Here is a 13,734-nt window from a genome sequence, read left to right as displayed (position 1 = left end):
GCGGCTTTTGGTAACCAATTTAGATTCTCTCCCCCTGGGAGAGACGGCGTTTGCGCGGCAAGCAAACGCCAGAGAGGGCCCACGCTGATAAAGTTTTGGCACCCTCCCCCAGGATTCGTTCTAATCGAGTCCCATCACGGGATCATCTGAGGGACGACAAGGTTTTGACGGCCGATGAATCCCTGTTCCTTCTCCTATTCCTCCCCATAGGTGGCTAGATCGCAATTTGTTATCCGATCGATGTTCGAGTTATTGGAATGATCAATCCGTATCAGGCATCGCAAACTTCGATCGAGCCAGCATGTGCGCCACCGCTACCGAGAACCGCTTGATTGCGACCAGCGTGATTTACCTTGAAGTCGAGAGTTTGATTTGCCAATCTGTCTTGATTTCGAAGCCCATGGAATCTGGGTATTCGGATCACGGAGCGTAATGCTAACGCCAGCTTCGTGAGTCGAATGGCCGTAGTCGTCATCGAAACAATGGTGAGCCGATGGCGCTAGCCACGGGCCTCCAAGGGCAACGTCGTCACCACTAGGCCCGCGGCTAGCGCCGTCGGCTCACTAAATCGACAGGACGGCTCGCGGCGTTCCCCTACCTCCCTCAGAGCCAAAGTAAGTGGCATTGGTCGCGAGCAGTCCGGTAGGGAGACTCTTTTGTTGCAGCAGCCCGCTGGGCTTTTGCATCCTGGGGGGCTGGCACTTGATTCGACACCCTCCGGGCAACGCTGTGACCCGTTCAGAAAAAGATCATCGTGCGACCGTGCGGCATTGGATTGCCGGGACAAGCCGCGTCTGCGTCACTACCGCTGGCGGATCGAGGCTTCGCCATCGAGGTTGCGGACGCTGCGGAACGTGGCTGCCGGCAGGCCGTCGGAGGCGGCCGCGGGTGAGGACGGCAACAGCACTGAATTCCAGGCCGCCATCCAGCGACTCGGCGGTGCCAGCATCGCCGTGACCCGGGCGGCGTCGATCCGCTGGGCAGGCGGCGCGGCGATCGGGCGACCGCGCGAGTACAGCACGACGTTGTCACCGATGCCGGTCAGCGTCATCGTTTCATCTCGGATGTCGAAATCGAGCGCCAGTTCACATTCGATCCCGTTCGGATTGGGAACCAACTCCCGCTCGTCGACCGCCATCGCCAAGTGGTCGCGCATCGCCATCAGCAGTGGGGTTTTGATCCGCAAATTCGCGGGCTTGGTCGATTGCAACGTGCCGACCAAGTGCACCGACTCGCCCGGATCGATCACGCAGCGACGGAAATGCAGTGCTGCCTGGCCGATCACACGATGCGGCAGATGGTCGGTCAAGTCGTTCAGGCTGAGCTTGGTCAACGACGACGAGCCCAAGTCAAACGACCAGCCATGGGTGGTTTGCCGGCATGCGATCACGCCGGTGAATTCTGCCCGCGGACCGAGGTGCTCGATCGCCGGTGCGTACTCGGCCAGCGCGGAGCAGGGTAGGGCGGTGCCGTCGGTCGACAGCACCAGTTCGGTCGCCGGCACCTCGCGGTCGCGATCGCGAAACAACTCGACCCGGATTCGCGGACCGATCTGACGGGCGGTGTTCTCCGCGCGGGCGATCAAACGCACGCTCTCGCCTTCGGGTGTGATCGTTGCCGAAACGTCCAACGGAGGCATCGATCCGGTGCGGCTGAGAATGCTCACGTCCGTCGCCGCAATCGAGATCGGCAGCACCGTTTGCGCCGGTCGGCTGATCAGACGGTCATGCAGCATCGTCCAGGCATGGCCCAGACCGGCGGACTGAAATTCCGGTTGGTGCAGCACCATCGCCACGTGATCACGTTCGTGGAGGTAGTCGATCAATCGGATGGTCACGACGTGTTGCCGAGTATCCGGATCGCTGACCCGCACATTCTTCAACACGTATTTGCCCGGGGCGATCCGCCGACAGGTGTCGATTTGAAACACCAACCCCGTCTGCAAATTAAGATGGTGCGTCAGCTCGGCCAGCTTGCGTGACTGGTACCACGACGTCCAAGTGACCAGGATCGAGAACACGACGATCGAGGTCGGGACCGCGCAGCAGAAAGCGAACAGCAATCGAGCGACGGCTCGCTGGGTCCGTTCATGCATCCATGCAATCCCCTTTGGTGGCGACAGTTCACCCGAGATTCTAGGTGGCAGGCCGGGGACAGGGGTAGATCGGTTCGGTGGCCGAGAGAGATTCGCGGCAAGAGAGTTTTGCTAGCAAATGGTGGGATGAGAGAGGGGGCGGGGAGACGGCAGCATTATGGGGAGCAGGAAAACGGGGAAGCGGGGTAAGGAAATAATCGCATTGGGGCAGGGATCTCAAATCTCAAATCTAACAGCTAAGAGCTAACAGCTAAAACTCACTCCACCGCCGTCTCGTAACTCCAGACGACGGTTTCGATGCCTTGGTTTTTCAGCCAGGCGTGGACGGTGGCGTAGGCGGCGGCGGCGTCGCGGGTGGGGGTCAGTTGCAGGTAGACGAGCGACCGGTCGTCATATTCCAGCGGAAACGTCTCCTTGAACGATGCGTCTTCGGCGTCCGGCGTCCATTGGTACGCCTCGATGTTGACGCTGGTCGCGCGGAGTGGATGGTCGGGGTGTAGGAAGCCGAGTTTGGGCAGGAGAGGTTTGAGGTAGTCCGGCAGCGTCGGCGGCGGTCCTTTTTGCTCGTACGGTCGTTCGTCTTGCCGCCATGCTTGAGACTCGGATTCGAAGTCGAGGAATGCGCTGTAGAGTTCGCGCGCGGCACCCTCGCTGGATTCGGCTTGCTCGCCGATCCAGTCGAGTCGTTTCCGTTGGATCTGTTCAAAGCGTTCGGCGGACTGCTGCATCAAATTGCGAAAGTCCACCGGTTCGTCTTCGTCTGCGGAGTCGTCCTGGTCGGGTGGTTGGACAGAGCCCCAGGGGAGCGGATCGGATTTGCCTTGCAGGACGAGGAGTTTGGCTTGCAGTTGTAATTGAGCTTCCGTCGGCTTGATCTTCGGGGTCCAGGGGGAGATCGCTACGGAGTCTCCGATGTTGTAGGGAATGCTATCGGTTGCCTGGATCAGGTCGTCTGCCTGGTCGGCGGAGACGACGACGATCAATTGCGGGTTTGCACCGAAGAAGGAGCGTCGCCAAAGGGCACCTGAGAGCAGGTCGAGTCGCGGGTCGTTTTCGGCAAAGGCTTCGAAGTCATCACCGAAGTCGTCGTCGATGACTTCTGCGTCTCCGGAGTCGACCACCGTGCTGGTGAAAACAAAGTCGCCGAGCCGCGCGACGGAGTCATCGGTTGTTTCGGTCAGTTTGTCATAGGCCACTGTCGCCGCGTCGGCATCGGGGAATCGCCAGGCCAACAAGTCCAGTTTCGTTTTCTTCGGGTCCGCGTCCGGTTTGCCGAGTCGAAACTGTCCGTCGTCGGTTTCGACGGTGATGTAGAGCGTTTCGAATTCGGGGAAGTCGTCAAACATCCCACCGCCGACGGTCGCCAGCGTGATCGCGAACATGCCGACCACGCCGACAAACAGGCCGCCGAAATACAGTGCCCAAATCCCCAGGGTCGCCGGCCAACTCGGGGGCCGGGCGATTACGTTTTCGTAAACCGACAGCGTCAATTTGGCCAGCGTCGAAGTGCCTTGGGTCGGCAGGTTGGCTCGTTGGATTTCATCGACGATCGCGCGGATCGCTTCGTCGGGCATATGGTCGTTATCGGGTTCGGGCAGGTCTCGTCGGCGGATCGATTCGGTGACGGTCATCGTCCGCCAAACTGTCGGCAAGCCGAGCGCCATCGCGATTCCGATTCCAAACATCAGCTTGGCGTCCAGTAACCATGCGACCAACATCAAAATGACGATGGTCCCGATTCGAAACAACAGATCGATGACTTTGGAGCGAGAGAACAGGGTCACGTGTGCGACTTGGCCGCCGTCCAGGGGCAGAAACGGTGCCAGGTTCAACACGTTCAGGATCAACGTGATCACGGCGGCTTTGGCGCACCATTCGTTTTCGAACCAAAAACCGATGCCGCCGAGCACCAGACCCAGTGCGATGCTCGGGAGCGGGCCGGCCAACGCAACGATCGACTTTTTCCAACCGCTGACGCGATAGTGACGCCCACTGACTGCGGCACCGAGCAACGGGATGAAGAACATGTGGATGTTCTTGTACCCGAACGCTTTCATCGCGACGTAGTGTCCCAGTTCGTGCACCAGCAGGATCGGGACCAGGATCAAGACGAGTTCCAGTTCCCATTGCCAGGCACCGAGCCCGATAAACAATCCGATCGAAACGGCCAGGATCAACAGTTTGCTGAGCCAGCCGGATTGTTTCGTTTCCTGTTTGCGGACCGCTTCGATGATCGGCAGCGTTTCATCGACCGCGGGCGTTTGCACGGCCACGTCATCACCGCCGACAGACTGTTCGACGCGTTCGACCTCCTCGACCAGTTCGGCGACCAGTACATCGTCTTCGACCGGGCTCGCAACCGTTGTGTCGGCCATCTCGGCTGACGGCACACTGTGTGCCACGCTGCTGGGCGTCACGCTGCGGGGCGTCGCTCGAACGAACACGCCGCGATCGAGTTGAAATTCGACGAACTCGCGGTGGGTGTGTTCGAGTAGATCGAAGGCCGATTCGGTGTCGCCGGCGATCATCGATCGGGCGTTTCCCAGCACGCGGCGGACGTGTTGCTGGTGCAGGTCACGCAGCCGATTCGCGTCGACTTTGGGATGGTATTGGACGTGCCAGTCGGGCGGATCGAGCAGGTCGCGGGTTGCCGCGGTCGTCAGGATGATTTCACCGGCCGGTCCGAGCGAATACAACGCCAGTCGCGCAAACTTGTTCCGTCGTTCCAGGTTGGGCCAGAGTCGATAGCGGATCCAAGCAACCGTTTCGCCGTCGGCTGAACGGTAGGCCGCACCTCCGTAACGGGTGTTGTTTTGTCGGTCGTTGATGCCGATCAAGTCGATACGGGTGAATCCCAGTTCGTGGACTTGCAGGTCCAGGTCCGTGATTGATTTGAGGATTTCCGGGTCGACTTTTTCGGCGGGCACGCGGAACGGTTGCAGCGATTCGACGGCCGGGATGTCGGTGGATCCGGGGATCGGAATGCGTAGCAGTTTGACGATCACCGCGATCAACAAGACGATCGGCATCGTGATCACGTTGCCTTCGTACATGTATTCGCGAATCGAAACGTGCGGGGCGCTCAGTTTAAAGAACATGATGCACTAGGTCCGGCCGGAGAACAGGGCGGCTTCTTCCAGCGTGATCATGCCTTGAAAGGCTTTGCTGAGCGCACTGACACGCAGCGTCCGCATGCCTTCCTTGATCGCTTGTTTGCGGAGTGCTTCGACCGATGCGTTTTCAAAGATCATGTCGCGAAGCTTTGACGACAGCGTCAGCATTTCAAAGATGGCGACTCGGCCGCGACAGCCTGATCCGTTGCATTTGACGCAGCCTCGGCCGCGATGGAAGCTTGCTTTGGCGGCCTGTTCTTCGCTGATGCCAAGCGATTTGAGTTGGGCGGCGGAGATCGTGACGGGGACTCTGCAGTGTTGGCAAATTCGTCGCACCAGCCGCTGTGCGACGATGACGTTCAAGCCGGCGGTGATCAGGAACGGTTCGATTTCCATATCGCGCAGCCGCGCGATGGCCGACACGGTGTCGTTGGTGTGCAGGGTCGACAGCACCATGTGGCCGGTCATCGCCGCTTGGAACGATGTCTTGGCGGTTTCGGTGTCGCGGATTTCACCGACCAGAATCACATCCGGGTCTTGACGCAACAGCAACCGCAGGACTTGGGCGAAGTCCATGTTCAGTTCCCGTTTGACATTGATCTGGGTGATGCCGAACACGTCAAATTCGACCGGGTCTTCGATCGTCGAGATGTTGCGGTCCATCTGGTTCAGGCGATTGAGCGCGGAGTAGAGCGTCGTGGTTTTTCCGCTGCCGGTCGGTCCGGTGACCAGGCACATGCCGTACTGTTGGCCGGTCGCCTGGGCCATCAACTGGGCTTCTTTCGGGTTCATGCCCAGTTTGGTCAGGTCGGCTTTCAGCCCGGTCGCGTCGACGACCCGCAGGACAATTTTTTCACCGAAGCGGGTGGGGACCGACGACACCCGATAGTCGATGCTGCGATTGTCGATGACCAATTTCAAGCGGCCTTCTTGGGGCCGCCGGCGTTCGGCGATGTCCAGTTCCGACAGGACTTTGACGCGAGAGGAGAGTTGGGGGTACTCGGCAGCGGGGCCGGCGGCGATCTGGGACAGCACGCCGTCGACTCGCATGCGGACGCGAAACGCTTGCTCGAAGGGTTCGAAGTGAATGTCCGACGCGCCCGCTTTGAAGGCTTTGGCAAAGATCGAGTCACAAAACGCAATGTTCTCACTGCCTGTTTTGTCGCTCTGCAGCTCGTCTTTCATGGAGGGCGTCGATGCCGATACCTTCGGAGTGATTTGCGGGGGCTGGTTCATGGAGAAAAGCGGGGGTCGGGTTCCGGAACGCTGCGTCTTCTGCGATTCTGTGGCGATGGACGCGAACGATTTTGAACGATACGAAGGCTTGATCTTTGACTGCGACGGCACGCTGGCCGATTCGATGCCGGTGCATTATGTGGCGTGGCGCGACACGTTGATGCGGTACGGGATGGAATTCAAGGAAGACCGATTCTATTCGATGGGAGGGATGCCGAGTGCCAAGATTGTCGCCCTGTTGGCCAAAGAACGCGGTCTGCAGGTGGATGCCGAGGCGGTCGCGGCGGAAAAAGAAACGCATTTTCAGAGTTTGATCGATCAGGTCCAGCCGATGCACGCCGTTTGCCAGATCGCGGCGGCGTTTCGGGGGAAAAAACCGATGGCGGTGGCTAGCGGCAGCGGCCGAGTCATCGTCGTCAAACAATTGGTCGCCCTGCAAATCGACGACTGGTTTCCCGTCGTCGTCACGTCCGAAGACACCGAGCGTCACAAGCCCGAGCCGGATGTTTTTCTGGAAGCGGCGCGGCGAATCGAGGTCGCTCCGGAAAACTGTGTCGTTTTTGAGGATTCTCCGCTCGGATTCCAAGCCGCCGAGGCTGCGGGGATGGATTGGGTTGATGTCCGCTAGGTCGCTTCTGGCGTGCTATCCTTTGTGCATCGCTCCGTCGCCCCGGGGGAGCGGTGTTCCCTGTGCCCGGATTGACCCGTATTCACGCCTGAGCCGAGATGATTCGCCACGACGTCAATCGTTCTGAATTCTCGACGCTCGACGCGGGCAAGCTGCTGCCCGGATGCTCGCTTCCGATCTCCGGGGTTGAGACCGACGATGGTCGCGCGGTCCATGCGTTTCGCCAATTCGAACCCTTGCCGATCGATGGGCTGCCGCAAACGGCACTGCGGTCCCTGGCCGATTCCTGGGTCGACGTCGCCCGATCGCTCAAGACGCTGCATGAGGCCGGGCTGTGCTATGGGCGGATCACGTCGACGGCGTTTCACAATCGCGGATCCGAAACCGAGCCCGCCGCCACGCTGTGGATCGATCCGTCACGCGCGGTGCAAATCGATGCCGTCCATCACGGTGATCCCGAATCGATGTACTGGACCGCCGCGCGACTTCAATCGGGCAAGCCGCCGCAACCGGCCGACGATTGGTACGCGCTGGGAATCGTCTTGGCGGAAATCGCACTCTCGTCCGCGTCGGTGCACAAGATCTGGGAACTCAGCCGCCAGGACGGGAAGTTCGTCGAAAGTCTGATCAAAAATCTGAAACGCTCGCGGGGTGATCGACGAACTCGCAAACTCGCCATCGCCTTGATCCGTGAAGGGGCGACGGGCAAAGTCGATGACGCCACGATCGGCAAACTGACGACGCGTCCCGCGGCCGGCCATCGCACCTCGACGTTCGTCTCCGTTGCTGTCTTGTTGTTGGCCCTGGTCGCCGTTGGCGCGACGCTGTATCGCAACATGAATGCACAGCACGATCGACAGATCGCGATGTTGGCCAGTCAGGTCGACGAGTTGCAGCGCCGGGCCGAATCCGTGGAACACGCCACGCCACAGACGGTCGCGCCGCCCGTGGCCGTCGCGGTCCCCGAACCGGCGGTCGTGCGTCCCAATGATCGCGGGCGTTGGACGACGGAGTTTGCCGGCCGGTCGTTGGAACAAGCGATCGATGCGTCGGTCGATTTCCAGCCCAGTCAGTGGCGCGATCGATTGATCGGCCTACAGCAACTTCCCGGTCAAAAACAATGGCGCACCATTGATGAAACACTGCGACGACTGATCCAACGGGCCGTCGATACGCCCTGGGATGATGATGCCGTTCAAGACGCTCAAGATCGGATCGCATCGCTCGGTCGAGCCCATGCCCGCTGGACCGAGTGGGCACGCAGCAATCGCAGCATCGAGGAAATCAGGACACAGCATGATTTGATGCCGTCGGGTTTGGTGAAAGAGTTCCTGGGGCAATGGCTCGCCGAGGCACTGGAACTCCGGTCCTTCGATCTGAGGACCCGCGTGGTCAAGGTTGGGGAGGAAAATTCGTTCCTGGCACACGTCATCGGATTCGAAACGCCATCGGATTCTGAATCGGTGGATTGGACTTGGGAGTCGACCGACGGCGGTGATGCATCGATTGCCGTGCAGATCGATGATTACCATGCCGGCCAGACGCTGTCGTATTGGCTGAAACAAGACAGTTCGATCCCGTATTGGGACAGAACGGTGATCCAGCACACGTTTGACAGCCCGCTATTGGCCTGGCAGTTGGCCAAGGGGTTGAGATTGGAAAACAGCGAAAGCGGTTACGCCGTGCTGCTGTCGACCAACGCCCGTTTCGGGCCTCCGGTGAAGCTCGATGCGTCGTCGGTCGCGGTGGTTGAAGCGGAGAAACGGAAAGTGGTGGACCCGATGGATGATTTGCCCTTCGGACTGGAGTGATGGGGGAGGGAGATCGGGGGCAGAATGATGGGGCAAAACGATGGAGGCAAAACGATGGGGGCAGGGAGAAGGGGGGCAGGGAGAAGGGGGGCAGGGAGAAGGGGGGCAGAATGATACGGGGCAGAATGATGGGAAGGCAGGATGATGGGAGTGACGTGTAGAGGAAGCGTCTGAAATCGATTTGTGTCATTCAACGGTGCGGACTGTTCGCACGCCGTCGATACGGCCATCGCTCCGCTGACAAATCTGAAATCTGAAATCTGAAACCCCCGCTCACCGCTTAAATTTCGAAATCGCTTGGAGACCACACGAATGCGTTATCTGCTTTGTTTCTTGATGGCCATTGCTGCGGCGTCGTCATCGTCGGCGATCGATCCGAGCGATTGGCTGTCGTTGGGATCGGAAAAGTCGACGGCGCCGAAGCGGGCGAAGATCGACACGCGTGAATTGTTGCGGCGTTACCCGGTCGGCAAGTCGTGGGCCGCGTCGAAGGTGCTGCGGATTCGCGGGTTGGCGGTCAATGAGAACTGGGGCATCGAAGGCCGCACGAATGTGGTTTATACGAACCGCTATTCCAGCAAGACTCGTGTGGTGGCCAACCAATTCGGCGACGTGACCTTTGAGATCAATGTTTTGGAAGCGTCACAGCAGCGGATCACGAGTGAGAAACGGTTGCGCGTGGCCGACTTTAGCGAAACCTCTCCGATTCTCAAGATCGGCTTGGAGCAATTACTCGACATCACACGCACGACACTGCCGCCGGCCGACGTCGCCTACAAGTTGCTGATCACCTACGGGAAGGTCGACCCGAGGTACGAGCGGGCGTTGACGCGGTTGGCCGAAGTCAGCGGATTTGATGTGGAGCGATTGACGCAAATTGATGAAGCGCAACTGGTCGAGGACCCCGCGCAGTATTCCGGATGCACGTTTGAAGTGGTCTGGTCCAATGGACTGGGCGTGACACGCGTCCGGCAAACCGATGGCCCGGTGACCGTCAAGCTCGATGACATTCGGCGATGGGCCGAAGCCGCCGATCCGCTACTGGATTACTACGTGATGGAAAACGTCGATCGTCCCGTCGGCGATACTTGGGACGTCGATGCGAAAGACGCCAGCGGCATGATGGTGCACCAGCAAGGTGGCCAGTCCGACGGTTCACTGAAACTCAAGTACCTGCGTGATGAAACCTACGACGGACAGACCTGCCGTCAGTTGGCGATTCAACGCGGCGAACTGACGATGTCGCTCGACCAGAACGCCAAAAAGTATGACGCCCGCGTGCGGGGGATTCAGGGGCGTGTGTTCTACGGCAAGAATGACTATCTGGTGTTGCAAGCCAGTGGGACCTGTGACATCCAGGCCAACGTTCGGAGCAAGAACCACTTGTTGTTCGGAACCAAATGGCAACGTGACGTGAAGACCGATTTTCGATACGAGGCGAAATTGCTGTCCAAGGGGCAGTGATCGGGACATGAGTGGGCGGGAAAGTGGGTCAAAACATTGAGTGGTCAAAAAATGGAGGAGGATTCGCAGTCGTGCCCGCATTGTGATGCAAGCGCCGGGGCAGGGCAGAACGTCGGGGCAGGGCAGGGGAGTTGTTCGCGATGCGGGTTCCCGATGGCCACCTTTCGGGCGTTGGACGTTGCGCCGAAACAGACTGGTCCGACCGCCACTCGGCCACCGATCGAATTTCAGAATGCGGGCGCGTTGATTCGGTTGGCCGATCATGACAAAGTGATCGTTGGTCGCGGCGATCGGGCGATGGACGGATTTGATGTCCAAGCGTTTCGCCATCGTGATCTGCACGAGCGTCACGTGGCGTTCTTGTCCGGCGACTCCGACGCGATCTGGCTGGTCGATTTGTGTTACGATCAGGCGGCAGTGTTCGTCGATGGACGATCAACGCGTCTGTGTCGGTTGGTCGACGGCGCGGTGGTTCAAATCGGTCCGCTGGCGTGGAAGTTCAACCAGACCAAACGCATTTTGACACCGGTCACGCCGATCGCCGGGTTCGATCTCTCCGTGGATGCGGAAGTCGAAGGCCGTTTGACTGCGACCAAGCTGCACCTGTCGCGTGGCCAGATGACGGCGTTGGTCGGGCCGAGTGGTTGCGGCAAGTCGACGTTGTTGGAAACCATCCGCGACGGCAGCGGATTGGCCGATGATGTTGAAACGGGCGGACGTGTGTTCTTTGTGCCGCAGCGTGATTTGGTACACCAGGATTTAAGGCTCGGCGATGCGTTGCAGGCGATCGCGGGTTTCTATCAACGCGATCTGCTGCCGTTTGAGATCGATGCGGCGCTCGATTCGGTGGGGCTGCCGACGTCGGCCAAGGACAAGTTTCCGGCGGAACTCAGCGGCGGACAGTTGCGACGGTTTCGAATCGCCGGCGCGCTGTTGTCCGGAGCCGGCGTGATCGTGCTGGACGAGCCCGACAGCGGACTGGATCATGAAACGGCCGGCGAGGTGATTGCGCTGCTGCACTCGTTGGCTGTCCGCGGGGCGACTATTGTCGCAGTGACCCACCACCGACATGTGCTGGAGTCGTTTGATCGCGTCATCACGATGCGGCCGACGCCGGAGGGAGGTGCCGTTGAAGATCCGGGTGACGGGGCGCCGCCCGCGGCGCAGCTAGCGGGATCGGCGGACGACGACGATGATGTTCCTTCCGCGCTGTACCGCGTTGCAAATCGGATGGCGATTCTGCTTCGCCGCGAACGGCAAAAACTGACTTCGCCCAAATTGTCGCGTCTCTCACTGGGACCGATCCGCATCCCGCACGTCGTGATCGGCATGCTGTTGGTTCCGGTCTTGTTTGCCGTGGCGATCGCGATCAGCGTGCCGACGGATCCCGATCGGGACGTCGCCGATGGGTTGTACGGCGAAATGGCACCGATCAACCGATTGGGGTTTTTGGCGGTGGTGTCGGTGATTTGGATGTCGGCCAGCGGCAGCCATTTGTCGATCACCCGCGATCGAGAGCTTTATGACTACGAACGTTCCTACGGTTTGACTTGGGGGCAAGTGTTGGCGGCCAAGTCGGTGGTGCTTTCGCTTGCCGGGGCCTTGCAAACCTTGGTGTTTGCGGGATTGTTGTACGTCATCCGTGACCGCTGGCTGGCGCGTTCGTTTTTTGTGGACGAGCGGGTGACGCAGCTGCCCGGGGTCGTCGTCTGTTTGTTGGGCGTGTCGGTCGCCGCGACGATGCTCGGATTGCTGATCTCGGCGGTGGCCGGGCGGGCGCCGTTGGTGGCCGCCGCGATCTTGCCGGTCGTGATGATGTTTCAGATCTTGTTTAGCGCGCCGTTTGCGATTTCGGATCCCGACGGCTACGAGCCGCTGGCCGACTATGATTACTTGACGGTGTTTCCGGTTGAATCGGACGTCGATGAAGAGGAGGAGGACTGGGAAGACGAGTGGGAGGACGATTGGGTGGAAGAACAACGACCGCTGTGGGCCACGTCTCTTTTTTCGTATGCGACGCTGTCCCGTTACGGTGACCAGTGGTTGCGTTCGTTCGCGGTGACCACTGAGCCGCCGGAGCGAGCGCGGTCGGTCCAGTGGGCATCGGCCGCCGCGTTGGCGGTGATCTCCGGGCTGTGTTTTGTGGCGTCGTGGATTGTGCTGTGGATGCAGTCGACGCGGTTGGGGATCCGTCGTGTCCGTGTTGCGGCGACGCTGGTTGCCGCCCTGGTGCTGGCCGTCATCCCCGGCGCGGCGTCCTGCCAGCAGCCCACCCCGCAACCCGACCAGCCGGCGTCGACCACGATTCGATTGCCGTTGGTCGACGGGCGTTATGACGAAACCAAGTTGCGCCGCGCCTTGGGTGGACGAGCCGGTGACGCTCCGCGGTGGAGAGAGCTTGGTAATCAAGATCGCATCGGGTTGGTTGCCTTGGAGCTGGTCGGCAAGATCGAGTTCACGCTCAATGACCGCGAGTTGGTGATCGAGTTGAAGCAGACGCCCAAGTGGGAACTGATGAAACAATTGGCGCCGCCGCGGCTGATCGGACGGGAGGACGTCGGCGATTCGGACGACGTCGTGGTGTTTGTGCACGGATTGGAGGGCAGCGAGTCCACGTTTGACCGTGCGGCCGATGCGTTGGCCGAGCGTGAGATTGTGTCGATGCGGTTTGAGTACCCCAACGACGGGCCTCCCGATGAGATCGGCAGTCGGCTTGCCGAGCAGCTGGTCGAATTCGGGCGGGACCATCCTGGCGTGCGCGTCCACCTGGTGGCCCATTCGCTCGGCGGTCTGGTCTCGACGTGGGCGGTCACCGAGCCTGATTTCCCGTCGCGAATCGTCCCCAACGTGGTGACGCTGGGGGCTCCGTTTCGCGGATCGGCCCTGGCGGCGTTTCATGACGAGCTGGAGCTGTTTGACGTGGCGTTTCGGCTGATCACCGGGACTCCGGGGGCGCTCAACACGATCGCCGATGGGCGCGGGGAGGCGGCCGAGGCGTTGGATCCGCAGAGCGAATTCCTGGTGCGCTTGCATCGTCGGGCCCGGCCGGCGGGGATCCGTTTCCACTTGGCGGCGGGGACGAAGAGCTTTCTGACTGCGTCGCGGCGTGAGCGTTTGGCGGCAAGCCTGCCCGGTGAACTGGCTCGGTTGGCGGTTTCCCCGGCCTATGCCGCCCGCGTCGAGGCGTTGATGAAGGCGGAGGAGCTGTTTGAGGGGTTGGGTGATGGTGCGGTAACGGTGGAAAGTGCGTTGGGGTTGCCGAATCCGGCGAGCAGGAAGACTTTTTCGCTGACTCACACCGGTTTGGTGTACTCGGCCGATCCACTAGAGTGGGTGTTGGCGGTCACCGGGTTGGCCGAACCGGAGAAACCGCTGGCAAAGTAGGGG

7 protein-coding genes are annotated in these 13,734 nt (G+C 60.3%); 4 read left to right on the top strand and 3 right to left on the bottom strand.

Features of this window, described 5'->3' with window-relative positions; genetic code table 11:
* Positions 1-802 precede the first annotated feature (802 nt).
* The 3 genes from TBK1r_RS33450 to TBK1r_RS33440 form a co-directional block, all read right to left on the bottom strand.
* Complete coding sequence (locus TBK1r_RS33450) at positions 803-2,095, bottom strand: hypothetical protein (RefSeq protein ID WP_145219972.1); 1,293 nt, start codon at positions 2,093-2,095, stop codon at positions 803-805.
* 257 nt (positions 2,096-2,352) lie between these two features.
* Positions 2,353-5,193: a site-2 protease family protein gene (locus TBK1r_RS33445; RefSeq protein ID WP_145219970.1), complete on the bottom strand. Its 2,841-nt coding sequence runs from the start codon at positions 5,191-5,193 to the stop codon at positions 2,353-2,355.
* A gap of 6 nt (positions 5,194-5,199) precedes the next feature.
* Positions 5,200-6,444: a GspE/PulE family protein gene (locus tag TBK1r_RS33440; protein WP_145219968.1), complete on the bottom strand. Its 1,245-nt coding sequence runs from the start codon at positions 6,442-6,444 to the stop codon at positions 5,200-5,202.
* Positions 6,445-6,499: 55 nt separating this feature from the next.
* On the opposite strand from TBK1r_RS33440, the gene TBK1r_RS33435 reads away from it, so the two are divergent.
* The 4 genes from TBK1r_RS33435 (at position 6,500) to TBK1r_RS33420 (ending at position 13,731) form a co-directional block, all read left to right on the top strand.
* Positions 6,500-7,072 (top strand): HAD family hydrolase, encoded by a 573-nt coding sequence (locus TBK1r_RS33435; RefSeq protein WP_145219966.1) that lies wholly within the window; start codon positions 6,500-6,502, stop codon positions 7,070-7,072.
* A 98-nt stretch (positions 7,073-7,170) separates the two neighbouring features.
* Positions 7,171-8,883 carry a hypothetical protein gene (locus TBK1r_RS33430; protein ID WP_145219964.1) on the top strand — a complete coding sequence of 571 codons (1,713 nt, stop codon included), beginning with the start codon at positions 7,171-7,173 and terminating at the stop codon, positions 8,881-8,883.
* 312 nt (positions 8,884-9,195) lie between these two features.
* Positions 9,196-10,347: a hypothetical protein gene (locus TBK1r_RS33425; protein ID WP_145219962.1), complete on the top strand. Its 1,152-nt coding sequence runs from the start codon at positions 9,196-9,198 to the stop codon at positions 10,345-10,347.
* A 153-nt stretch (positions 10,348-10,500) separates the two neighbouring features.
* The gene (locus tag TBK1r_RS33420; RefSeq protein ID WP_419580646.1) at positions 10,501-13,731 is read left to right on the top strand and encodes an ATP-binding cassette domain-containing protein; all 3,231 of its coding nucleotides are present in this window, start codon (positions 10,501-10,503) and stop codon (positions 13,729-13,731) included.
* Positions 13,732-13,734 lie beyond the last annotated feature (3 nt).

It is taken from the genome of Stieleria magnilauensis, from assembly GCA_007753675.1.
Lineage (GTDB): Bacteria > Planctomycetota > Planctomycetia > Pirellulales > Pirellulaceae > Stieleria > Stieleria magnilauensis.
Note: the sequence above shows the minus strand (reverse complement) of the source record. Positions and strands in the feature narration are given on the sequence as shown.